Origin of the sequence: Roseateles sp. YR242 (genome assembly GCF_900109745.1) — a bacterium.
Classification (GTDB): domain Bacteria; phylum Pseudomonadota; class Gammaproteobacteria; order Burkholderiales; family Burkholderiaceae_C; genus Roseateles.
Window position 1 is genome coordinate 413,547 of sequence record NZ_FOAV01000003.1, and the last position, 21,414, is coordinate 434,960.

Consider the following 21,414-nt stretch of genomic DNA (forward strand, 5'->3'; position numbering starts at 1 on the left):
CCTCCCATGACCGATCTCGACCTCCGTTCCCGTTTGGCTCAGGCCGCCCAGACGCTGCAGCTGCCGCTGAGCGACAAACAACTGGATCAGCTCATGGCCTACCTGGCCCTGCTGGGGAAATGGAACAAGGTCTACAACCTGACGGCAGTCCGGGACCCGGCGGCCATGTTGACCCAGCATCTCATCGACAGCCTGAGCCTGTTGCCGCCACTGCAGCGGCACGCGGCCGGGCAGCCGATCCGCTTGATGGACGTGGGGAGCGGAGGTGGGCTGCCCGGGGTGGTGATTGCCATCGTCGACCCCAGCATCGATGTGACCTGCGTGGATGCCGTGGGCAAGAAGGCATTCTTCATTGCGCAGGTCGCAGCCGAATTGGGCTTGCCTAATCTGCATGGCGAGCACGCACGGGTGGAGCAACTCAAGGCCGCGCCCTTCGACATCATCACGTCTCGTGCGTTTGCTTCTCTGGCTGACTTCACTGACTGGAGCCGGATGCACCTGAAGCCGGGTGCGGTGTGGGCGGCGATGAAGGGCCAGCATCCAACCGAGGAGCTGGCCGAACTGCAACAACGGGCGCCGGACCGCGAGGTGTTTCACGTGGAACAGCTCAATGTTCCAGGTCTGGATGCCCAGCGCTGCCTGCTCTGGATTCGTCCGGGTATTGCCGCCTCGGCGGCCTGACCCATCGCTGCACCGGTCGTCCGCCGCTGACGCAAAGTCAGCGCGGCAACCGACGTTTCAGCGACACAGAACTTCGACCGGCGGGCGGTGCGGGCGCTTCTTCTCTGACCAGTGGACGCCATAGCGGTTAAGCTTCCCGCCCTGCCCCGACGACGCGCCCACCCCAGGGTTGCCGACGTCTGTCTTCTTCTTCCGACCGATCGACCCCGTCCATGGCCAAGATCTTCTGCGTTGCAAATCAAAAAGGTGGAGTCGGCAAGACCACCACGACCGTGAACCTGGCCGCCGGGCTGGCGAAGATCGGCCAGCGCGTGCTGGTGGTGGACCTGGACCCGCAGGGCAATGCCACCATGGGCTCCGGCATCGACAAGCGGGCCCTGACCGCCAGCGTGTACGACGTGCTGCTGGAATCCACCACCGTGGCAGAAGCCCGTCAGCGGGCCGAGGCCTCCGGGTATGACGTGCTGGGCGCCAACCGCGAATTGGCTGGCGCTGAAGTAGAACTGGTGGAACTGGAACGCCGGGAGCAACGCCTGAAGGCCGCCTTGGCACCCATCACCAAGGACTACGACTTCATCCTGATCGACTGCCCGCCGTCGCTGTCGATGCTGACACTGAACGGCCTGTGCTCCGCCCACGGCGTGGTGGTGCCGATGCAGTGCGAATACTTTGCGCTCGAAGGCCTGACGGATCTGGTCAACACCATCAAGCAGATCCACGCCAACCTCAACGCCGACCTCCAGATCATCGGCCTGCTGCGCGTCATGTTTGACCCCCGCATCACGCTGCAACAGCAGGTCAGTGAACAGCTCAAGGCGCATTTTGGCGAGAAGGTGTTCGACACCGTCATCCCGCGCAATGTCCGCCTGGCCGAAGCCCCCAGCTACGGCATGCCCGGCGTGGTTTTCGACGGTGCGTCCAAGGGCGCACAGGCCTTCATCGACTTCGCGAAGGAAATGGTGCAACGCGTGGAGACCATGCGTTGAACACCCTGGAGGCCCTCGCCTGGCGGGCGGAGCAGGCCGGCCTGAACGCCGCCGCCTCTCCACGTGAAACATTGATTGACGGCTGGCTGCTGCGCCTGTCGCCAGGTGCAGCCAAGCGCTCTCGTTGCGTGAACGCGCTGGGCACCACCGGGCAGTTGCCGTTGGATGATTTGCTGCGTCGCTGCCGTCAGAGCTTCCAACAAGCAGGCCTCCCCCTGATCCTGCGCATGACGCCCTTCAGCCAACCCGCTGAACTGGACGACTGGCTGGCGGCCCGGCAGTGGCGTGCGTTCGACCCCGCCGATGTGATGGTGCTGCCCACACTCGACGCCTTTGCGGCCATGAACCCGGCCGACAACGCGGATGACGCCAGCGTGGAGGCCTTGTCGCCCGAGGTGTACGCCGCCCAGGTGGGTGCCATGCGAGGCTCCAGCGAGGAAGAGATCCAGGGCCATGCCGCGCGCCTGACGTCAGCGCCGGTCCCTCATCAGGCGTTCTGCCTGCGGGATGTTGATGCGGCCCGCACGCCGCTGGCCTATGGGCAAATTGCCGTCGACGGGACCATCGTCGGACTTTTCGACATCCTCACTCCACCGCAACGGCGTGGACGGGGCTACGGCCGACGGCTGTGCATCGCCTTGCTGGCCATTGCCCGCCAACAAGGGGCCACCGAGGCCTATCTTCAGGTGGGTGCCGACAATGTGCCGGCGCAGCGTCTCTACAGCGGCCTGGGCTTCCAGACGGCCTACCGCTACCACTACCGCAGCGACGATCCCAAAGCCTGGTCGTGAACGCGGCGGCGAGCCTGTTCCTCAGTCCCGTGGCGTCCAGACCTTCAGCATGATGTGGCGGGTGAACCCAGGCACATAGTCGTGCACATGCGCGATGCACACGTAGCCCAGGTGTTCATACATCTCGGAGACGTCGTCCAGCAGGGTCTCGATCAGCGCATCCACGCAGCCCCTGCGCAGGGCCTGGGCCTCCAGCTGGCGAAGGCAGTCCCCACCCAGCCCCTGCCCTCGCAGGTCCTCCCGGACCCAGAGGTCATTCACATAGAGCCGCCGGAATTCGGTGCGGCCATGACTGCCGGCGATCAACTCGCCGTCTTGATACAAGGCCACCGCGATGTCGGTGGCGTCACTGCCCTGGGCCTGCTGGCGCCCATGCAACAGCACGCCCGCGCGGATCGCCTCCAGGGCGGCGGCGGGCACCTCGGCGTCCCGCAGCCATTGCCGCCCGGCGCTCACACCAGCGCCGTCGCTTCGTCCACGCCCAGGTGCACATTCATTGACTGCACCGCGGCGCCGCTGGCACCCTTGCCCAGGTTGTCCAGGCGGGCCATGACCAGGATCTGCTGTTCGTTGCCAAACACGAAGAGGTCAACGTTGTTGGTGTCGTTGTCCGCCTGCACATCGAAAAAGCCGCTGGCCAGGGTCTGCGGGTCACGCAGCGGCATCACGCGGATGAAGCGCTCACCTTCGTAATGCGCCGCCAGCGCATCCCGCACCTGCTGCGGCGTGGTGCCCGCGCGCAAGTCGCTGAGATGCAGCGGCACTGTCACGGCCAGGCCCTTGTAGAAGTTGCCCACGATGGGCATGAACACCGGCGCCACCTGGAGGCCGGTGTGGGTCATCATTTCCGGGATGTGCTTGTGGGCCAGGCCCAGCGCATACGGGCGGGGTGAGGCCAACTGGGCATTGCCGCCCGCCTCGTACTCCGCAATCATGCTCTTGCCGCCACCGGAGTAGCCGGTGATGGAGGTGGCGGTCACGCGGGCATCCCGGGGCAGCAGGCCGGCATCCACCAGCGGGCGCACCGCCAGGATGAAGGCGGTGGCGTGGCAGCCCGGGTTGGCGATGCGCTTGGAAGCCCGGATGGCCTCGCGCTGGCCATGGGCCAGCTCCGGCAGGCCAAAGGCCCAACCCGGCGCCGTACGATGAGCCGTGCTGGCGTCGATCAGGCAGGTCTTGGGGTTGGTGACCATGGCGGCCGCTTCACGCGAGGCAGCGTCCGGCAGGCACAGGAAGGCCACATCGGCCGCATTCAGCAGCCGTGCACGCTCGGCCGGGTCCTTGCGCTTGTCCGGGTCAATGCGCAGCAGTTCCACGTCGTTCCGGCGCGCCAGATATTCATTGATGCGCAGGCCCGTCGTGCCTTCCTGCCCGTCCACATATACCGCGTACTTCATTGCCGCCGCTCCTGCAAAATCCGCTGCTTGTTCAGAAAACGCGAAGCATAAGGCCAATAGATGTCCGACACCGCGCGTCCGACCGATCTCCACATCGACGCAACATCCATGGAGGCCAGCACCCCGCTGGCCTCCCCGGTCTACCTGCTGCCCGGCTGGCTCAATTCCGGCCCGGAGCACTGGCAGAGCCATTGGGAAAGCCGCTGGGGCGATGTTCGCGTCGACCAGGCGGACTGGAACTGGCCCCGCCGGGGCGACTGGATGGCCCGACTGGATGAGGTGCTGCAGCAAGACACACGCCTGGACACCCAACCCGCGCTCCTGGTGGCCCACAGCCTGGGATGCCTGCTGGTCGCCGCCTGGGCAGCGCATTCCCGCCATACCGCCCGTGTGGCCGCTGCCCTGCTGGTGGCCCCGCCCGACACCGAGCGGGAGGACGTGCCCCCGCAGCTGCACAACTGGCGCCCCATCCGGCGCAGCCGGCTGCCCTTCCCCAGCCTGGTGGTGGCGTCTTCGGACGACCCGTATTGCAGCCTGGAGCGTTCAGCCGCCATGGCGGCGGACTGGGGCTCGTCCATCATCATCGCCGGGGCGCTGGGTCACATGAATGCGGCCAGCGGCATGGGCGAGTGGTCGGAAGGCCGTGCCCTGCTCCATAGGATCGCGGACAATCGCGCCCCATGGTGACCAAGAAACCCAAGGGCCTCGGCATGGGCCTGGAGGCCCTGCTGGGGCCCAAAGTGAGCGATACCCCCGCCCTGCGTGAGGGCGAACCCGGCGTGCTGCCGCTCACGCAGATGCAGGCCGGCAAATACCAGCCCCGTACCCGCATGGACGAGGGCTCGTTGTACGAGCTCGCGGAAAGCATCAAGGCGCAGGGCATCATGCAGCCCATCCTGGTGCGGCCCATCACCCCCACGGGGGCGGTGCGCTACGAAATCATCGCGGGTGAGCGTCGCTTCCGGGCGGCCAAGCTCGCTGGCCTGGCGGAAGTGCCGGTGCTGGTGAAGGCGGTGCCGGACGAAGCCGCCGCCGCCATGGCGCTGATCGAAAACATCCAGCGTGAGGACCTCAACCCGCTGGAAGAGGCCCAGGGCCTGCGCCGGCTGGTGCAGGAGTTTGGTCTCACGCATGAACAGGCGGCACAGGCGGTGGGCCGTTCACGCAGTGCGGCCAGCAACCTGCTGCGCCTGCTCAACCTGGCCGACCCGGTGCAGAACATGCTGATGGCCGGCGACCTGGACATGGGCCATGCCCGCGCCCTGCTCTCGCTGGACGGTGCCCATCAGATCACCAGCGCCACCGAGATCGCCGCCAAGAAGCTGAGTGTGCGCGAAGCCGAGAAACTGGTGCAGCGGCAACAGGCCTCGGCCGGCCGCCAGGCCCCGCTGCTGCGCGTTAAATCAGACAAGAGCCGCGACGTCCTGCGTCTTGAGGAAGAACTGTCGGACCTGCTCACTGCGCAGGTCGAAATCCGCGTCAAGAAAAAGACCAAGCGGGGCGAACAAGGCGAAGTGGCGATCAGTTTCAGCTCGCTCGACGAATTGAACGGCTTGCTGCAAAAGCTGCGCGGCGACACTGCCGACACTTGAAGTTCAGCAGGGCCTCCACCGGGCCCGCTGACGGGCCACGGACCCACTTTCCCGGGCCGCGCACAGCGGCCCGGCGTCCATAAAGGGCCCCTGCTTCTCGGGGGATAGTGCCGCGCCCGCGACGGCAGATCTGCACCCCACACCATTCGGCATGCTGACGCCAAACCGCGCAGCCATGGGCCTCCTGCGGCGGTCATATGTCATGGTCTGACCCGGGATTTCCCTCACGTGGGGGGCGTCAACCGTCGATAGTCCACGCCGTTGTACCGGGGTCACGTCTTGCTATCGCGCATCGCTCCCGATGGGCGTAGCATGGGCCGACAAAGCCTCTTTGGCAGCACGGTCGTCCTGGTGGAGGTCCTGCAGCTTGCTGAGGTTTGGGCCAGCATAGGATGGCCGCTTGCTAGGAACTGCTTGTTGAGTACACGCTGAGCTCGGAAAGCTCTGATGACGCCTTGGGTCATGGACGTCGCCAGAACTTCCTGGACGAAGCGGGCCCTCGTCGGGCCACGCTTCGCCTCCCAATGACTAACTTTGGAGGTCAGCATGGATGTGATCAGCCATTTCGCGGCACGCTACGAACGAAGCAAGGTCGAGGAAATCACGCTGGAGGAATACCTCCAGGAGTGCAAGCGCAACACCCTCGCCTACGCCACCGCGGCCGAGCGCATGCTCAAGGCCATTGGTGAGCCGCAGATGCTGGATACCCGCAACGACACACGGCTGTCGCGCATCTTCCAGAACAAGGTCATCAAGATCTATCCGGCCTTTGCCGAGTTCTTCGGCATGGAAGACGCCATCGAGCAGGTGGTGAGCTACTTCCGCCATGCCGCGCAGGGGCTGGAAGAGAAGAAGCAGATCCTCTATCTGCTGGGGCCCGTGGGCGGCGGCAAGAGTTCCATTGCCGAGCGGCTCAAGCAGCTCATGGAGCATGTGCCCTTCTATGCACTGAAGGATTCTCCCGTCAACGAGTCCCCGCTCGGGCTGTTCGACCCGGTGGAAGACGGCCCGCTGCTGGAGCGTGAATACGGCATCCCGCGGCGCTACCTGAACCGCATCCTCAGCCCCTGGGCCGTGAAGCGGCTGGATGAATACGGCGGCGACATCCGCAAGTTCAAGGTGGTCAAGCGCCATCCCAGTGTGCTCAAGCAGATCGGCGTGTCCAAGACCGAGCCGGGCGATGAGAACAACCAGGACATCAGCTCGCTGGTGGGCAAGGTCGACATCCGCAAGCTCGAGACCTATGCCCAGGACGACCCCGATGCCTACAGCTATTCCGGCGGCCTGTGCCTGGCCAACCAGGGGCTGCTGGAGTTCGTGGAAATGTTCAAGGCACCCATCAAGGTGTTGCACCCCCTGCTGACGGCCACGCAGGAAGGTAACTTCAAGGGTACCGAAGGTTTCGGTGCCATCCCCTTTGACGGCATCGTGCTGGCCCACAGCAACGAGAGCGAATGGAAGAGCTTCCGCAACAACAAGAACAATGAGGCCTTCCTGGACCGCATCTACATCGTGAAGGTGCCCTACTGCCTGCGGGTCAGCGAGGAAGTGAAGATCTACGAGAAGCTGATCCGCAACTCTTCTCTGGCCGAGGCCAAGTGCGCCCCCGGCACGCTGAAGATGATGGCGCAGTTCGCCGCCCTGACCCGGCTGAAGGAGCCTGAGAACTCCAGCATCTTCAGCAAGATGCAGATCTACGACGGCGACAACCTCAAGGACACCGACCCCAAGGCCAAGTCGCTGCAGGAATACCGCGACTATGCGGGTGTCGATGAGGGCATGTCGGGCATCTCCACCCGCTTCGCCTACAAGATTCTCTCCAAGGTCTTCAACTTCGATTCCACCGAGGTGGCGGCCAACCCGGTGCATCTGATGTATGTGCTGGAGCAGCAGATCGAGCGCGAGCAGTTCACCCAGGACGCCGAGCAGAAGTTCATCGGCTTCATCAAGGAGATCCTGGCGCCCCGGTATGCCGAGTTCATCGGTAAGGAAATCCAGACCGCCTATCTGGAAAGCTACAGCGAATACGGCCAGAACATCTTCGACCGCTATGTGACCTACGCGGATTACTGGATCCAGGATCAGGAATACCGGGACACCGACACCGGTGAAGTCTTCGACCGCTCGGCGCTGAATGCCGAGCTGGAGAAGATCGAGAAGCCTGCCGGCATCAGCAACCCCAAGGATTTCCGCAACGAGATCGTCAACTTCGTGCTCCGGGCGCGGGCCAACAACGCCGGCAAGAACCCGGCGTGGACCAGCTATGAAAAGCTGCGCACCGTCATCGAGAAGAAGATGTTCTCCAACACCGAGGAGTTGCTGCCCGTCATCAGCTTCAACGCCAAGGCCAGTGCGGACGAAGCCAAGAAGCACGAAAACTTTGTGCAGCGGATGGTGGACAAGGGCTACACACCCAAGCAGGTCCGGCTGCTGTGCGAGTGGTATTTGCGCGTTCGAAAGTCCAGCTGAAGCAGATGGCTCCCCCCTAACTCGCTGCGCGAGCCCCCACCCGGGGGCGCACCCGAAGGCCTGGCCAGGCCGGTCCCTTGGGTGCCGCTTGGCAACACGTCGCCAGCCGTGGCGGATCCAAGACTGAGGCTCTTCTATGACCCTGCAACAGATCATCGACAGACGGCTCTCGGGAAAGAACAAGTCGATTGGCAACCGGGAGCGCTTCCTGCGTCGCTACCGTGACCAGATCCGCGACGCGGTACGGCGCGCCGTCGACCAGCGCGGCATCCGCGACATGGAGCAAGGCGAGGATGTCCACATCCCCAAGCGCGACCTGAACGAGCCCGTGTTCAGCCATGGCGACGGGGGCACCCGCGAAGTGGTCCGGCCCGGCAACACCGAACACATCAAGGGTGACCGGGTGGCCAAGCCCCAAGGCGGCGGCCAAGGCCAAGGCGGCTCGCAGGCCAGCGACTCCGGCGAGGGCGATGACGACTTCGTCTTCCACCTCAGCAAGGAGGAGTTCATGCAGGTCTTCTTCGAGGACCTCGCCCTGCCCAACCTGGCCCGCACCACGCTCGCCGAGACGCCGGAATACAAGACCGTGCGCGCCGGTTATGTCACCGACGGCACGCCCACCAACCTGCATGTGGTGCGCTCGATGCGCGGCGCACTGGGCCGGCGCATTGCACTGGGCATGGAGAAGCGGCGCGAGCTGCATGAACTTGAAGCCCGGCTGGAAACGCTGCAGCACGAGGACGCCACCAAGCCCGATGTGAAGGCCTTGCTCGCGGAGACGGAAGCCCGCATCGTGCTGCTGCGCCAGCGCATTGCCGCCATCCCTTTCCTGGACCCGATCGATCTGCGCTTCCGCAACCGGGTCAAGGTGCCGCAGCCCACCACACGCGCGGTGATGTTCTGCCTGATGGACGTGTCGGGCTCCATGGATGAGAGCCGAAAGGACCTGGCCAAGCGCTTCTTCATCCTGCTGTATCTCTTCCTCACTCGCCACTACGAGAAGATCGACGTGGTCTTCATCCGCCATCACACGCAGGCGCAGGAGGTCGACGAGCAGAACTTCTTCCACGCCACGGAGACTGGCGGCACGGTGGTGTCGTCCGCGCTGGTGCTGATGGAGGAAATCATCCGCGCCCGGTATCCCGCCAACGAATGGAACATCTACGGCGCCCAGGCCAGCGACGGCGACAACTGGCACCACGACAGCGGCCGCTGCCGAGAGCTGCTGGCGGACAAGATCCTGCCGCTGTGCCGTTACTACGCTTATGTGCAGGTGGCCGAGGCCGAGCAGAACCTCTGGGAGGAATATGCCCGGCTGGCCGAAGAGGCGCCGCACTTCGCGATGCGCAAGGCCGTGGATGCCGCGCAGATCTACCCGGTCTTCCGCGACCTGTTCAAGAAGGAGGGTGTCAGCGCATGACGACCCACCGTGACCAAGGCCGCCGATCCCTGGAGGGTGAACCATGAGCAGTGTTGAAAACCGGCGCGCTGTCGGCGCCGGCCTGAACCAGGCCGAATACGGCGGACGGCGGACCAAGCCGCCACTGACCCAGATGAAGCCGCTGTTGCGCCGGCCCGAGCATCCGCTGCCCTCGCCCAGCGACTGGACCTTCGAGCTGGTTGAGCAGTATCACGACGTGATCCGCCAGACCGCTGAGCGGTACGGGCTCGACACCTATCCCAACCAGCTGGAGGTGATCTCTGCCGAGCAGATGATGGATGCCTATGCCTCCGTCGGCATGCCGGTGAACTACCGCCACTGGAGCTACGGCAAGGAGTTCATCGCCACCGAGCGCAATTACAAGCGTGGGCAGATGGGCCTGGCCTATGAGATTGTCATCAACTCCGACCCCTGCATCGCCTACCTGATGGAGGAGAACACGCTGGCCATGCAGGCGCTGGTCATTGCCCATGCCTGCTACGGCCACAACAGCTTCTTCAAGAACAACTACCTGTTCCGGATGTGGACCGACGCCTCGTCGATCATTGACTACCTGGTCTACGCCAAGAACTATGTGGCGGACTGCGAGCAGCGTTATGGCCTGGACACGGTGGAAGCCACGCTGGACTCCTGCCATGCGCTGATGAACCACGGCGTCGACCGCTATCGCCGCCCGGCCAAGCTCTCGCTGGCGCAGGAACAGGCCATGCGCAAAGACCGCGAGGCCTACGCCCAGCAGCAGGTCAACGACATGTGGCGCACCCTGCCCCGCCGCCCGGAGGACGAGGCCAAGGCCGAAGAGAAGCGCCGCTTTCCGGATGAGCCGCAGGAGAACCTGCTGTATTTCATCGAGAAGAACGCGCCCCTGCTGGAACCCTGGCAGCGGGAAATCGTGCGCATCGTCCGCAAGATTGCGCAGTACTTCTATCCCCAGCGCCAGACCCAGGTCATGAACGAAGGCTGGGCCACCTTCTGGCATCACCGGCTGCTCAACACCATGTATGACGACGGCTACCTGTCCGACGGCATGATGATCGAGTGGCTCAAGTCCCACACCAACGTGGTGGCGCAACCGCCGATGGCGCAGATCAATCCCTACGCGCTGGGCTTTGCGATGTACACCGACCTCAAGCGCATTTGCGAGCTGCCCACCGCTGAAGACCGCGAGTGGTTCCCGGGCATTGCCGGCAGCGACTGGCTGCCCACGCTGGACCACGCGATGCGCAACTTCAAGGACGAGAGCTTCATCGCGCAATACCTCAGCCCCAAGCTGATGCGGGACTTCCGCCTCTTTGCCATCCTGGACGAAGAGCAGCAGTCCGAATACGAGATCTCCGCCATCCACGACGAAGCCGGCTACCAGCATGTGCGCCAGGCCCTGTCGCGGCAATACGATCTCTCCACCCGCGAACCCAATATCCAGGTCTGGAACGTCAACCTGCGCGGCGACCGTTCCCTGACCCTGCGGCACACCCAGCATATGGACCGCCCCTTGCATGACGCCGCCCAGGAGGTGCTCAAGCATGTGGCGCGCTTGTGGGGGTTTGGTGTGCAGCTGGAGAGTGTCAATGGTCGCGGGGACGTGACCCGGCGCTGGAGCGTGCCCGCGCCCCAGCATTGAGCAGCACCCACGCGGGCACGCCCTCACGGTGTGCTCGCCACCACAACCGCCCTGCGGCTCAGCGCAACGGGAATATCTTCCCGGGGTTCATGATGTTGTGCGGGTCCAGCGCGGACTTCAGCACCCGCATCTGATCAATCGTTCCCGCCCCGGCCTCCTCCAGCAGGAAGTCCTGCTTGTGCAGGCCAATGCCATGCTCACCGGTGCAGGTGCCCTCCAGCCGGATGGCGCGCGCCACCATCTGCGCACTCAGGCGCTCGGCCAGTTCCCGCTCCTGCGGCTGCGCCGGATCGATCAGGTAGCCCAGGTGGAAGTTGCCGTCCCCCACATGGCCGACGATGAAATACGGCAGGCCACTGGCCTCCACCTCGAGCACCGATTCGTTGATGGACTCCGCCAGGCGGGAGATGGGAACGCAGGTGTCCGTGGTGACGCTGCGGCATCCCGGTCGCATCTGCAGCGCCGACAGATAGGCATGGTGACGTGCCGTCCATAGCCGCGTACGTTCTTCCGGGGTGGTGGCCCACTGGAAATCGGTGCCGCCCATCTCGCTGGCCAGGTCCTGCACGGTGGCAGCCTGCTCCTGCACACTGGCCGTCGACCCATGGAACTCCATCAGCAACATCGGGGATTCGGTCAGGGTCAGCTTGTCATGCCGGTTCACGGCGCGGACTGCATGGGCATCCAGCAGCTCGCAGCGCGCAATCGGCACCCCCATCTGGATGATGGCGATGGTGGTGCGTACCGCCGCATCGATGGTGGGGAAGGAACAGACGGCGGCAGATACCGCTTCGGGCAGGGGATACAGACGCAGCGTGACCTCGCAGATGGCGCCCAACGTGCCCTCGCTGCCCACATACAGCCGGGTGAGGTCGTAGCCGGCACTGCTCTTGCGGGCCCGCGACCCGGTACGGATGAGCCGCCCGTGCGGCGTGGCCACGGTCAGCCCGAGCACGTTCTCACGCATGGTGCCGTACCGCACGGCATTCGTTCCGCTGGCGCGGGTGGCACTCATGCCACCCAGCGTGGCGTCCGCACCGGGATCAATGGGGAAAAACAGCCCCAGGTGCCGAAGCTCCGCGTTGAGCTGGTTGCGCGTCACACCGGCCTGGACCGTCACGGTCAGGTCTTCGGCATGGATCTGCAGGATGCGGTTCATCCGGGAGAGGTCCAGGCTGATGCCACCCTGCACCGCCAGCAGGTGCCCCTCCAACGAGGTGCCCGCACCGTAGGGAATCACCGGCACCCGGTGTTCGTCCGCCAGGGCCAGCACCTCGGCCACCTCTTCGTTGGTCTCGGCAAACACCACCGCTTCAGGCGGTGCCACATCAAACGGCGATTCATCCCGGCCGTGCTGCTCCCGCACCGCCAGCGCGGTCGTGCAACGGCTGCCAAAGCGTTCCAGCAGGGCCTCCAGCATGGCGGCGGGCACCGGACGGGGGGCAATGCCCGAAAACTCTCGTGGCGCGTTCATCAGGGTCTCCTGCGGCCTCGTGGTGATGGCGGGGCCTGTCCGGGCCATTGTAGGAAGTCACCGCCCCGAGCCGCTGACGGGGGGCTCATCCACAGTGTTGTTGAAAGGGCTCCACCGCCATGGCGCTTGCCGGCAGGCGCTCACAGTGCCACGATAGAGCCACTCTGGCAGGGTTTGCGCCGCTGCCACTCCCGAAAGGAGTTCGCCATGTCCTCACCCTGGATGTCCCCCGCCCTGCTGTGGGCCCTGTTCCTGGTGCTGCTGGCCTTGACCCTGCTGGCCTCGCTGCGTTTTGACTGGTTGCAGGTCTGGTGGCAGGACCAGTTGCGGCAGGCCACCGGGGCCGAAGCCGCTGAATCAGCCGCCCGCGCTGACATCGCGGAGGTCCAGCGGCCCGGGAGCCTCCCGGCAGGGGAGGAAACCCGGTTACGCCGCCGCCCGGAACCGGCCGCGCCCGTGTCACGCAGCATCCAGGCGGCCCGTGCACCCACCCACCGCACCGCTGGCTTGTGGGCCCATGCCGCCACCCCGCATGCCGGCGTGCAGCGCAGCCTCTTCCATCGGAGTGGCCGCCGGCACTGAACGTCGCGCACCACGTCACCTGCGCGGCGGCTGTCGCGATCTGCGGCAAGATGCGGGCTTCACAGCACTTGCCGACACGCGCAGCCATGGCCAACCGACTTTCACAGATCGCCACACGCACAGGCGACGATGGCACCACCGGACTGGGTGACGGTTCACGCGTGCCCAAGGACCACCTGCGCATCGAGGCGATGGGGGATGTGGACGAACTCAATTCGCAGATCGGGGTGCTGCTGGCCGAGCCATTGCCCGAGCCGGTCCGGGATCTGCTGGTCACGATCCAGCACGAGCTGTTCAACCTTGGCGGTGAACTCTGCATGCCGGGCTACAGCCTGCTGAAGGATGCGGCGGTGCTTCACCTGGACCAGGCACTCGCCGATCACAACGCCGCCCTGCCCCGCCTGGCCGAATTCATCCTGCCCGCAGGCACACGCAGTGCCGCCATTGCGCACGTGTGCCGCACCGTCGCACGCCGGGCCGAGCGGGCCGTGGTCACCCTGGCCGCGCACGAGACCATCAACCCGGCACCGCGCCACTATCTCAACCGCCTGTCCGACCTGCTGTTTGTGCTGGCCCGCGTGCTCAACCGGGCCAACCTCGACGGAAAAGGCGGCGACGACGTCTATTGGAAAAGCGAACGCCTGGCGAGATATGAGGCCGCCGAGGCACAGGACGCGGCAGCAGCGGGTTCGGTGGATTCTTCCCCCACCACCTGAACGAGGCGCGTGCCCCGTCAGCTGGCCTTGGCCTTGTCCAAGGCGGCCACCGCACTTCTCAGGCGCTGGGCATAGGCCTCCTTCAGGCTCTCCGGAGACAGCACCTCCACCTGCCCGGCATGGCGCAACAGGTCCATCAGCAGCTCGGTAGCGTCGACGAACGGAATCTCCAGCTGCCAGCGCCCGTCCGGCAGCCATTCGCTGCGCTGGGATGGATGCCATTCCTCGCTGGCCACCCAGGGTGCAGCACTCTCACTGAACACCAGCGTGGCCCATTGAGGGTCGCCCCCGGCGAAGATGCCGTAGCCCTGGTCCAGCTCTTCTTCCAATTGCCGTAGCGGCAAGGTTTCTACACCGCCGCCCTCCAGCGCCTGGGCCTCCTCCATCGCGTCGAGGGCAAAGCGCCGCATGCCCTCGCTGGCATGGCACCAGGCATCCAGGTACCAGGTGTTCCGGTAGTGCACCAGGCGCTGCGGGGACACCTCCCGTTCGCTGATGGCACCGCCCCCCTGCCCTCGTTTGCGGTAGCGGATCCGCAAGCGCTGACGCTTCACCACCGCACTGCCCACGGTCTCGAAATGCTCGGAAGCCACCCGCCGCCGCGCCGTGGAAATCAGCTTGATGCGCCGGGTCATCTCCTGGGCCTGATGTTCACCACCCCCCAACATGCCGATGAGCTTGTCCAGCATCGGCTGCAGGTGACGGTTCAGCAAGCCGTTCTCATCCAGGCTCGCCATCAGTTGATGCATGGTCAAGAGCGCATGCAGTTCCTTTTCGCTGAACCACACGCCCGGCAACTCATGGCGCTGGCCCCGCCACTGCTGGCCAAAACGGTAGCCATTCTCCGAAGCGTCGTATTCGATCGGCGCATCCATCCGCTCGCGCAGATATTGCAGATCACGCTTGAGCGTGGCGGGCGACACCTCCAGCGCGGCCATAAGTTCCGCAAAGCTCACGCAGCCACGGCTGCGAATCAGCATTTCGATCTTGTAGAAGCGCTCGGTACGGTCCACGGGTGATCCTTGCGATGCTGCGGATAGGGGCCACGAAAATTTTTTGACAATTGTCGACCTCGTCCCCCAGGTGGCTCATTCTATGAGCTACCTGCCGCTCACACTTGATCGCAAGCCTGAACCACTTGCCCTTCAAGGAGCGTCCCATGGTTGCCACTGTCCAACGATCCACGCATGACATCACCGTCCAGCAGCTCGCATTGCCCATGGCCATCGAGGACGCGGATTCGTCCACCCCGGCGGTGGCCAGCCATGAGCGCCTGGGCTTCGAGCTGGGCTGGGACTATGCCCATCACGGGCTGACGCCCCCGGTCGATCAACTGTTCCGCCAGTCGCCGCTGCAACACGGCTGGCAGCTGGGCCGCGCCACCTTTGGCAGCCGCACACTGCGCACCCACCGCCACACGCAGCTCTGGCTCTCACTGCGCCTGCACGCCTGGCAACGCGGGCGCCAGTTTGAAACCCTGCTGGTCACGCCCAACTATCTGCAGCAGTTGGACACCACCCACTGCCCGATCAGCCGCCTGCCGCTGACCGACACCGCGCAAGACCCGCAACAACGCACCGTCGACCGTGTTCGTGACGACGCTGGTTATGCCGCTGGCAACCTGGCCGTCATCAGCCGGGCGGCCAACGCTGCCAAGGCCGACCGCAACTGGCAGCAGGCCTGGGCCATGGCGCAAAGCCTCCGTCAGGGTCCCATGACCGTGGCTGGTGGTCTCCAGGCCGACGGCTGGGAGCGCATGGCTGTCCTGGCCAGCTTCGTCACCGAAGTGCCGCACGACCTGGCAGCCCAACTGCCCATGGTCGTCCTGCCGCCCAATCGTCTACGCCTGTTCAATCCCATCCAGGCCTTGCAGGCACTGGTCACACGCCAATTGGCCACACCGGGATGGAGCCAACGCCTGACCCGCCTGGAAGCCCTCTTGAGTGACGACGCACGGGCGGACTTCTCCCGCTTTGTGCTGGCCCTGGTGCCCCGCGTGCTGCAATGCCAGTCATTGAGCGACCCCATGGCCATCCGCTGGGCGCTGGAAGACGCCTGGCGCTGCCCGCTGCTGCAGAAGCGCTGGACCCGTTTTGCCCTCCGGCTCAACCCGCAACAGGCCGAGCAACTGGTGCAACGTGCGGCCCACAAGCGGCTGAGCACGGTGCGCGTGCAAAGCCACGGCATAGCGGCAACGGAGGGTTGGGCGCTGGAGCGGCAGGGATACCGCGAGGTCGCGTGATGGCGCCGGATGCGCCTATCCGCGGCGGGCTCAGCTCGGCAGACCGGGGTTGACCTTTTCCGTCAGCCCCGTCTGGTCTTGCAGCGCCACGTGGTAGCCCCGTTCACAGAACCAGTGGGCCCAGTTCGTGGCCAGGCGCTTTTCCGGCAACCAGGGGCCAGTGCGGTCGACGTGAACACGGTTGCCGCGGCGTTCATAGAACACCACGCGCCACATGTTGGTCGGAATGCGATTTTGAAAGCTGCTGCTCATAGAAGAGCGCGCAATTTAGCAAAGCAGCTGGGTCTTCTGTGATGGGGTCAACACCCGGTACCACGAGGTAACGTCCACGATCGTGCACGGCTCTCGCACACCACGCGGTACGCGGCGGCCTCGGACCGACCACGCCAGCAAGGCCTGGCACCCGGTGATGATCCAACGGGCATCGCCCTGCCGTCCCATCTGGAGAAGCTGGGCTTGTAATGGGCTCAACCCTGCCGGGGACACACGGGTGCTGATGTCGAGCTTCAACGCGTCGACATAGGGCAGGTAATCGGCCAGCAGCTCTTCACGCTCGCTCACCGTCAACTTGAGCGACGGGTAGGCCAAAGCCCTGACCAACTGGGCCGCGCTCTCCGCGCTCAGTAGCGGACGAATGACGCCCTGCTGCCAGGCGCGGCGCAACAGCCGGGCCGGTTCATCCGAACACAACAAGGCCCGCAACACCAATGCGGGATCCAGCACCACGCGCGCGGGTGCTCCCGATCCGGTGCGGCGGCTCATGCGGCGCGACGGCGGGTGGCGGGTTGGGAGGGCTTGACCTTGGCAGCCGCCTTGACGGCCTTCACCGGCTTGGCCAATTTCACCGGCTTTGCCGTGCCCATTGGCCGGGCCGCTTTGGGTTCGGACGGCACAGCCTTCGCCTTCACCGTCCTGGTGGGCTTGTCCGCCGCCCAGGCCAACGCCTCGGCAAAGAGCTCGTCACCGAGTTCCAGCTCCGCCAGCTTGGCCCGCACCGCGTCGCCGCGTTGGATGCGCACTGGGGTCAGCACCACCTGGCCGGCTTGCACTTGCACTTCAAAGTACTGCACCGGGCCGAGGCTGTCCGTGACGCTCTTGGGAAGCGTCAATTGATTCTTGGAAGTGAGCTTGGCCAGCACAGGAACTACCAACGTGGATAGCGAGCCTTGCCGCCTCCGTGGAGGAAGCGGCACAGACTCGCTGTGAAGGTTGATGACAGTGACAACCCGCTCAGATGAGCGAACGTTGCAGACGCATCTGCTCCAGCGGCTTGCCTTCGACATCGATCGCCTTGACGGTGTCAGTTTCCTGACGGAAACCGGCGATCTCGAAGAAGCGCATGGCGCGGGCGTTGTGGCGATAGGTCCAGAGGGTCACACGGGTGCAACCTTCTTCATGAAGACCTTCTTGCGCGGCTTCAACCAGGGCCTGACCCACACCCTTGTCCCAATGGGCAGGTGCGGCATACATGGCCCAGATCTCGCCCGTCGTGGAGGGCGTACCCTTGTCACGAGAACGATCGAAACCGACGAAGCCCATGACTTCATTGTCCAGATGTGCAACCAACACTTGTGGCTCGCACATGTTGATGGCCTCGCGCCAATACGCCTGGCGTTGGGCCACGGAGAGACCGTTCAAAGCAGCATCGGGCCAGAATTCCTTGTAGGCATCCTGCGCAGAGGAGACCTGGATCTGGGCGATGGCTTTGGCGTCACGCAACGTGGCCGGGCGAACCTGAATACTCGACATACCTGAGAACAAACGCCAATCGGGGAAAGCGCAAGATTGTCCCAGTCTCTGCGGCCAAACAGGCATCTTGACAGTAAATGATTTACTGATCTGCTTTTGAGAACCGCTTCAACCGGTGAGCTGTCACATCACACAGACCTCGACGGGCGCCCCCACAGCGGGCCTTTCAACCCTGGTTCCTGAACACCCTACGCCGTACGCGATCACACCAGCGACGCCTGCAGATGCCTTTTGGCATCGCGTGCGTAGCCCGTAGCGGCCTTGGACCACAAGGGCCTGGCCACGGCTTGCAGCCGCAGCATCAGCTCATGTTCGACATTCAGTTCCCCCAAGGCCTCGGACAGTTCCGCCGCGATGTCACGTTGCATGCGCTGGACCAGCTGGGCGGTGGTCATCGCATCCGCAAGCGCTCGGTGAGCCCGCCCATTGTTGGGCAAGCGATGATATTGGGCCAAGGTGCCCAGCTTGCAGTTGGGTGACTCGGGATAGAGGCGGCGCGCCATCTTGACCGTACACACGAACTCCGGCGTGAATTTGGCCGCCATCGGGTCGACGTCGACGCCTTCATGGGCACGCGCCAGTTCCGCCACCCAGAAGCCGCGGTCAAACGAGGCGTTATGCGCCACGAAGCCACACCCCCGTGTGAATTCGGACACCTCGCGCATCACCACGGCAGCGTCCGGCGCACTCGCCACCATCTCGTTGCTGATGCCGGTGAGCCGTTCGATCATCGGCGGGATCCACGCACCCGTGTTCATCAGGCTTTGGTATTGGCCCACGATCTCACCGTCGCGCAGCAGCACCGCGGCGATTTCCGTAGCGCGGCCACCGCCCTGCGGCGAATGGCCGGTGGTTTCGAAGTCGATGACGGCGAAGGTGCGATTCATGCGGTGTGAGGGCTGGGCGGCGCCGGGTACTTGATGGCGTTGAGTCGCAATTTACGCTCTACCGCGCTGGCCACGTCGACCCCACTGCGGTCTGCGATCTGCAGCAGGTACATCAACACGTCGGCAATCTCTTCGCCCAGATGTTCCTGGCTGGCGGCGTCCAGCGAGATCGACTCCTCGGCCGTCTTCCACTGGAAGATTTCCACCAGCTCAGCGGCCTCCACCACCAGGGCCATGGCCAGGTTCTTGGGCGTGAGAAAGGGTTCCCACTCCCGGGCTTGAGCAAAAGCACGCAGACGCAGCTGCAGGTCGACGATGTCCATGGCTTCGCAGTGTGCAAGGCCGGCCGGTGGCCTTCAAGCGCTGTGGTGACCCCAGGGGCGTTGCAACAACGTCGCGCGGAAAGTTCTCGCCCCTGTTTTCAACATCAAGGTTTTAGATATCTCTTTAGTTGTCTTAGTAGAGGGAGACGCTTTCTGTGGACAAGCCATGAAATATCAATAAATTCAACAGCTTGCGCTGGGATAAACACTGTGCGCGAGGCCCTTGTTTTCCCCTGCATGAACAGACAACAGATTCACCGGATCGCGATTCGCTGTGGACAAGCAGGCAGTTGCCAGAAACTTTTCCACAGCCTTGTTGGCTTTACAGCCCGACCCGTTTCAGTCTATGCCGACGACCTTGTGCATCTGGATCGACAGCCGCCACTGCGGATGGTCCATGCAATAGGCCACCGCCGCCTTCATGTTCTGCTTCTGCAGCACTGAATCCATGGGCTGCAGGAAGAAGTTGTCGAAGGCCAGATGTGCGAAGCGCTCAGGCGGTGCCAGAGGCTGGGGATAGACCAGCTTGAGCTCGTGGCCCTGCGTCAGCACCAGCTCTGCGTCGGCCTTGGGGCTGACACAGATCCAGTCCAGCCCTTCCGGGGCGGGCTGGGTACCGTTGGTCTCGACGGCAATCTCGAAGCCACGACTGTGCAGGGCTTCAATCAACGGCACATCCAGCTGCAGGAGCGGCTCGCCGCCCGTACAGACGACGTAGGGCTTGCCGGCGGTTCCTGCGTGGCCGGCACCGCTGCCGGGCCATTTGGCGAGGATGGCATCCGCCAGGGCCTCGGCGGTCGTGAACTTGCCGCCGCCCTGCCCATCCGTTCCCACGAAGTCGGTATCGCAGAAGGTGCAGACAGCCGCCGTGCGGTCCTGCTCACGGCCGGTCCACAGGTTGCAGCCGGCGAATCGGCAGAACACGGCCGCCCGGCCCGCTTGGGCGCCCTCACCCTGGAGGGTGTAGAACATTTCCTTGACGGCGTAGGTCATACCGGGATCAGCTCCTCGAAGGGCACCAGGCTGACGATGGCGCCACTGCCACGGGTCTCGTAGAGGTCCACCCGTTCCAGCGGCGGCAATTGCGCGCGGGACTGTTCCAGGATCCAGGCCGCGAGGCTGGCGGTGTCGGTGTCGGCCAGCCCGGGAATTTCGTGCAGGGGATGATGGTCCAGCGACTTGTAGATGGGCTCGAACAGCTGCTTCACATCGCCAAAGTCCATGGCCCAGCCGTAGACCTGGTCCAGCAGGGCGCTGAGGTGCAGGCGCAGGGTGAAGGTGTGGCCATGGATGCCGGCGAGCGGGTGGTCACCCGGCGCACGGTTGAGCTTGACGGCGCTGTCCAGGGTGAATTCCTTCCAGATGCGATAGCGCTCACCGTCGAAGTTGGCGCCGCTGGACCCGGTTTCGTACACCGTTACCCAGCTCAATTCCGGGAGCTGCGGCTTGATGCGCGCCCACAGCCAGGAGGAGATGATCTCGCTGGTGGGGTTGGACAGGCCGTCGATCTCGTTGAGGCACTGGTAGTTCAGCAGCGCGTGGAACGGAGCCCAGATTTCGTCCAGATGGTCGTAGTCAATGCTCAGGTCACGCTCGCCCAGGTCCTGGTTGGCATGCAGGATCAGTTCAAAGCCATGGCCGTGCATGCGGCCGCACTTGTGACCCAACGGGACGTTGGGGAGCTGGTGGGCGGCCTGGAAGCGGTATCGGCGCCAGACATGGGCGCGGCCTTCAGCATCCAGGTCGACGCCGGAATGGGTGGTGCTCTGGATGCCGACCTGGCTGATCCCCGGCACACCAAACTCATGCGCGAGACGGTGGCGGATCCAGCGGGCGATGTTTTCGTCCGTGGGTTGGGCGATCTGGTCGTTCAGGAGCGCGTGGTCCAGAGGCGCAACGCAGCGTTCAAGCGCTTCACGCAAGGCATGAACTTCACCGCCCGGGAAGGGGGCCCATCCCGCAGGGAGCTGAGCCCGGACCGTGGCCAGGTAGCTGTGACCATGCAAGCGGTGGCTGCGGTGGCTCTTGGGCAGCGCATCGATGTGGCAGGCAGACTCAAAAGCCGCTGAAGCCGTGAACAGGGAAGAAGGAAAAGCAGACATTCCGAGAGTGTGACACGCCCGGTTTTTCTTACTCTCTTGTCTTGTATATCTCCTTAGTCGTATTGGTAGGTGTTGGCGAAAAATGTGGATAAGCCACAAAAGTTGTTTGTGATCAGCGACTTGGGAGGGCGGTAACCGTGTGGGTGGAGGGGGGCGGACTTCGGGAGGGATGGACAACAACTTTCTGGATCGTGGGGAGGGTGTGGACAAGTGGGGAGTTGTCAGCAAACGGTCCACAGGGTCATGCACTGGCTGGGGCTGGGGCGGCCTCCCTGCGCACGGAGAGCGCCGGTCCGGTACCCTTTTCCTCCATGTCCCTTCTGTCTGGCTTCGCCAGCCATTCATTCCTTGACTTACGGAA

General features: G+C 64.4%; 23 protein-coding genes. 11 read left to right on the forward strand and 12 right to left on the reverse strand.

The genetic code is table 11. The features are described 5' to 3' along the window. Positions 1 to 6 precede the first annotated feature (6 nt). The 3 genes from rsmG (at position 7) to BMY53_RS09015 (ending at position 2,458) form a co-directional block, all read left to right on the forward strand. Positions 7 to 681 (forward strand): 16S rRNA (guanine(527)-N(7))-methyltransferase RsmG, encoded by a 675-nt coding sequence (gene rsmG, locus BMY53_RS09005; protein ID WP_092945685.1) that lies wholly within the window; start codon positions 7 to 9, stop codon positions 679 to 681. Positions 682 to 893: 212 nt separating this feature from the next. Next, the gene (locus tag BMY53_RS09010; protein ID WP_092945687.1) at positions 894 to 1,667 is read left to right on the forward strand and encodes a ParA family protein; all 774 of its coding nucleotides are present in this window, start codon (positions 894 to 896) and stop codon (positions 1,665 to 1,667) included. Continuing rightward, the gene (locus BMY53_RS09015) at positions 1,664 to 2,458 is read left to right on the forward strand and encodes a GNAT family N-acetyltransferase (RefSeq protein ID WP_092945689.1); all 795 of its coding nucleotides are present in this window, start codon (positions 1,664 to 1,666) and stop codon (positions 2,456 to 2,458) included. The genes BMY53_RS09010 and BMY53_RS09015 overlap by 4 nt, the downstream gene beginning before the upstream one ends. A gap of 21 nt (positions 2,459 to 2,479) precedes the next feature. Here BMY53_RS09015 and BMY53_RS09020 read toward each other — a convergent pair whose 3' ends face one another. Together BMY53_RS09020 and argC are read right to left on the reverse strand one after the other, a co-directional pair. After that, a complete protein-coding gene (locus BMY53_RS09020; RefSeq protein ID WP_092945691.1) occupies positions 2,480 to 2,914 on the reverse strand; it encodes a GNAT family N-acetyltransferase in 435 nt (144 codons plus the stop codon). After that, positions 2,911 to 3,855 carry an N-acetyl-gamma-glutamyl-phosphate reductase gene (gene argC, locus BMY53_RS09025; protein WP_092945693.1) on the reverse strand — a complete coding sequence of 315 codons (945 nt, stop codon included), beginning with the start codon at positions 3,853 to 3,855 and terminating at the stop codon, positions 2,911 to 2,913. The genes BMY53_RS09020 and argC overlap by 4 nt, the downstream gene beginning before the upstream one ends. Before the next feature lie 108 nt (positions 3,856 to 3,963). On the opposite strand from argC, the gene BMY53_RS09030 reads away from it, so the two are divergent. From BMY53_RS09030 to BMY53_RS09050, 5 genes are all read left to right on the forward strand, one after another. Further along, positions 3,964 to 4,542 (forward strand): RBBP9/YdeN family alpha/beta hydrolase, encoded by a 579-nt coding sequence (locus BMY53_RS09030; RefSeq protein WP_092945962.1) that lies wholly within the window; start codon positions 3,964 to 3,966, stop codon positions 4,540 to 4,542. Continuing rightward, positions 4,536 to 5,447, forward strand: coding sequence for a ParB/RepB/Spo0J family partition protein (locus tag BMY53_RS09035; RefSeq protein WP_092945695.1), 912 nt, complete (start codon positions 4,536 to 4,538; stop codon positions 5,445 to 5,447). Before BMY53_RS09030 ends, BMY53_RS09035 begins: the two co-directional genes overlap by 7 nt. A gap of 546 nt (positions 5,448 to 5,993) precedes the next feature. Next, entirely contained in the window at positions 5,994 to 7,916 is a 1,923-nt protein-coding gene (locus BMY53_RS09040; protein WP_092945697.1) for a PrkA family serine protein kinase, read from the forward strand. Positions 7,917 to 8,052: 136 nt separating this feature from the next. Then, positions 8,053 to 9,336: a YeaH/YhbH family protein gene (locus tag BMY53_RS09045; protein ID WP_218151208.1), complete on the forward strand. Its 1,284-nt coding sequence runs from the start codon at positions 8,053 to 8,055 to the stop codon at positions 9,334 to 9,336. A gap of 43 nt (positions 9,337 to 9,379) precedes the next feature. Continuing rightward, on the forward strand, positions 9,380 to 10,978 hold the full coding sequence (locus BMY53_RS09050; protein WP_092945699.1) for a SpoVR family protein: 1,599 nt from the start codon (positions 9,380 to 9,382) through the stop codon (positions 10,976 to 10,978). A gap of 58 nt (positions 10,979 to 11,036) precedes the next feature. Here the strand turns inward: BMY53_RS09050 and BMY53_RS09055 are convergent, their stop codons facing one another. Next, positions 11,037 to 12,452, reverse strand: coding sequence for an FAD-binding oxidoreductase (locus BMY53_RS09055; RefSeq protein WP_092945701.1), 1,416 nt, complete (start codon positions 12,450 to 12,452; stop codon positions 11,037 to 11,039). A gap of 207 nt (positions 12,453 to 12,659) precedes the next feature. Between BMY53_RS09055 and BMY53_RS09060 the strand changes: the two genes are divergently transcribed. Together BMY53_RS09060 and BMY53_RS09065 are read left to right on the forward strand one after the other, a co-directional pair. After that, positions 12,660 to 13,034, forward strand: coding sequence for a hypothetical protein (locus BMY53_RS09060; protein ID WP_092945703.1), 375 nt, complete (start codon positions 12,660 to 12,662; stop codon positions 13,032 to 13,034). An 86-nt stretch (positions 13,035 to 13,120) separates the two neighbouring features. Further along, positions 13,121 to 13,750, forward strand: a complete 630-nt coding sequence (locus BMY53_RS09065) for a cob(I)yrinic acid a,c-diamide adenosyltransferase (protein WP_092945705.1) — start codon at positions 13,121 to 13,123, stop codon at positions 13,748 to 13,750. Between the two features lie 17 nt (positions 13,751 to 13,767). Here the strand turns inward: BMY53_RS09065 and BMY53_RS09070 are convergent, their stop codons facing one another. Then, the gene (locus BMY53_RS09070) at positions 13,768 to 14,763 is read right to left on the reverse strand and encodes a helix-turn-helix transcriptional regulator (protein WP_092945707.1); all 996 of its coding nucleotides are present in this window, start codon (positions 14,761 to 14,763) and stop codon (positions 13,768 to 13,770) included. Positions 14,764 to 14,909: 146 nt separating this feature from the next. Between BMY53_RS09070 and BMY53_RS09075 the strand changes: the two genes are divergently transcribed. Then, on the forward strand, positions 14,910 to 15,992 hold the full coding sequence (locus BMY53_RS09075; RefSeq protein ID WP_143074004.1) for a hypothetical protein: 1,083 nt from the start codon (positions 14,910 to 14,912) through the stop codon (positions 15,990 to 15,992). A gap of 30 nt (positions 15,993 to 16,022) precedes the next feature. Here the strand turns inward: BMY53_RS09075 and BMY53_RS09080 are convergent, their stop codons facing one another. From BMY53_RS09080 to BMY53_RS09115, 8 genes are all read right to left on the reverse strand, one after another. Continuing rightward, complete coding sequence (locus tag BMY53_RS09080) at positions 16,023 to 16,244, reverse strand: hypothetical protein (protein WP_092945711.1); 222 nt, start codon at positions 16,242 to 16,244, stop codon at positions 16,023 to 16,025. Between the two features lie 15 nt (positions 16,245 to 16,259). Continuing rightward, on the reverse strand, positions 16,260 to 16,754 hold the full coding sequence (locus BMY53_RS09085) for a PIN domain-containing protein (RefSeq protein ID WP_092945713.1): 495 nt from the start codon (positions 16,752 to 16,754) through the stop codon (positions 16,260 to 16,262). Further along, positions 16,751 to 17,143 (reverse strand): hypothetical protein, encoded by a 393-nt coding sequence (locus BMY53_RS26335; RefSeq protein WP_255370102.1) that lies wholly within the window; start codon positions 17,141 to 17,143, stop codon positions 16,751 to 16,753. Before BMY53_RS26335 ends, BMY53_RS09085 begins: the two co-directional genes overlap by 4 nt. 79 nt (positions 17,144 to 17,222) lie before the next feature. Beyond that, the gene (locus BMY53_RS09095) at positions 17,223 to 17,741 is read right to left on the reverse strand and encodes a GNAT family N-acetyltransferase (RefSeq protein WP_092945715.1); all 519 of its coding nucleotides are present in this window, start codon (positions 17,739 to 17,741) and stop codon (positions 17,223 to 17,225) included. Between the two features lie 203 nt (positions 17,742 to 17,944). Continuing rightward, the gene (locus BMY53_RS09100; protein WP_092945717.1) at positions 17,945 to 18,628 is read right to left on the reverse strand and encodes a 3'-5' exonuclease; all 684 of its coding nucleotides are present in this window, start codon (positions 18,626 to 18,628) and stop codon (positions 17,945 to 17,947) included. Beyond that, positions 18,625 to 18,951 (reverse strand): nucleotide pyrophosphohydrolase, encoded by a 327-nt coding sequence (locus BMY53_RS09105; protein WP_092945719.1) that lies wholly within the window; start codon positions 18,949 to 18,951, stop codon positions 18,625 to 18,627. The genes BMY53_RS09100 and BMY53_RS09105 overlap by 4 nt, the downstream gene beginning before the upstream one ends. Positions 18,952 to 19,290: 339 nt before the next feature. Continuing rightward, a complete protein-coding gene (gene queE, locus BMY53_RS09110; protein WP_092945721.1) occupies positions 19,291 to 19,944 on the reverse strand; it encodes a 7-carboxy-7-deazaguanine synthase in 654 nt (217 codons plus the stop codon). After that, positions 19,941 to 21,053, reverse strand: a complete 1,113-nt coding sequence (locus tag BMY53_RS09115; protein ID WP_092945723.1) for a 6-pyruvoyl trahydropterin synthase family protein — start codon at positions 21,051 to 21,053, stop codon at positions 19,941 to 19,943. The genes queE and BMY53_RS09115 overlap by 4 nt, the downstream gene beginning before the upstream one ends. Between the last annotated feature and the right edge of the window lie 361 nt (positions 21,054 to 21,414).

Coding starts and splice junctions, on each gene's coding strand:
- rsmG (WP_092945685.1), top strand. CDS start 7: ATGACCGATCTCGACCTCCGTTCCCGTTTGGCTCAGGCCGCCCAGACG.
- BMY53_RS09010 (WP_092945687.1), top strand. CDS start 894: ATGGCCAAGATCTTCTGCGTTGCAAATCAAAAAGGTGGAGTCGGCAAG.
- argC (WP_092945693.1), bottom strand. CDS start 3,855: ATGAAGTACGCGGTATATGTGGACGGGCAGGAAGGCACGACGGGCCTG.
- BMY53_RS09030 (WP_092945962.1), top strand. CDS start 3,964: ATGGAGGCCAGCACCCCGCTGGCCTCCCCGGTCTACCTGCTGCCCGGC.
- BMY53_RS09035 (WP_092945695.1), top strand. CDS start 4,536: ATGGTGACCAAGAAACCCAAGGGCCTCGGCATGGGCCTGGAGGCCCTG.
- BMY53_RS09040 (WP_092945697.1), top strand. CDS start 5,994: ATGGATGTGATCAGCCATTTCGCGGCACGCTACGAACGAAGCAAGGTC.
- BMY53_RS09045 (WP_218151208.1), top strand. CDS start 8,053: ATGACCCTGCAACAGATCATCGACAGACGGCTCTCGGGAAAGAACAAG.
- BMY53_RS09050 (WP_092945699.1), top strand. CDS start 9,380: ATGAGCAGTGTTGAAAACCGGCGCGCTGTCGGCGCCGGCCTGAACCAG.
- BMY53_RS09055 (WP_092945701.1), bottom strand. CDS start 12,452: ATGAACGCGCCACGAGAGTTTTCGGGCATTGCCCCCCGTCCGGTGCCC.
- BMY53_RS09060 (WP_092945703.1), top strand. CDS start 12,660: ATGTCCTCACCCTGGATGTCCCCCGCCCTGCTGTGGGCCCTGTTCCTG.
- BMY53_RS09065 (WP_092945705.1), top strand. CDS start 13,121: ATGGCCAACCGACTTTCACAGATCGCCACACGCACAGGCGACGATGGC.
- BMY53_RS09075 (WP_143074004.1), top strand. CDS start 14,910: ATGGTTGCCACTGTCCAACGATCCACGCATGACATCACCGTCCAGCAG.
- BMY53_RS09080 (WP_092945711.1), bottom strand. CDS start 16,244: ATGAGCAGCAGCTTTCAAAATCGCATTCCGACCAACATGTGGCGCGTG.
- BMY53_RS09085 (WP_092945713.1), bottom strand. CDS start 16,754: ATGAGCCGCCGCACCGGATCGGGAGCACCCGCGCGCGTGGTGCTGGAT.
- BMY53_RS09095 (WP_092945715.1), bottom strand. CDS start 17,741: ATGTCGAGTATTCAGGTTCGCCCGGCCACGTTGCGTGACGCCAAAGCC.
- BMY53_RS09100 (WP_092945717.1), bottom strand. CDS start 18,628: ATGAATCGCACCTTCGCCGTCATCGACTTCGAAACCACCGGCCATTCG.
- BMY53_RS09105 (WP_092945719.1), bottom strand. CDS start 18,951: ATGGACATCGTCGACCTGCAGCTGCGTCTGCGTGCTTTTGCTCAAGCC.
- queE (WP_092945721.1), bottom strand. CDS start 19,944: ATGACCTACGCCGTCAAGGAAATGTTCTACACCCTCCAGGGTGAGGGC.
- BMY53_RS09115 (WP_092945723.1), bottom strand. CDS start 21,053: ATGTCTGCTTTTCCTTCTTCCCTGTTCACGGCTTCAGCGGCTTTTGAG.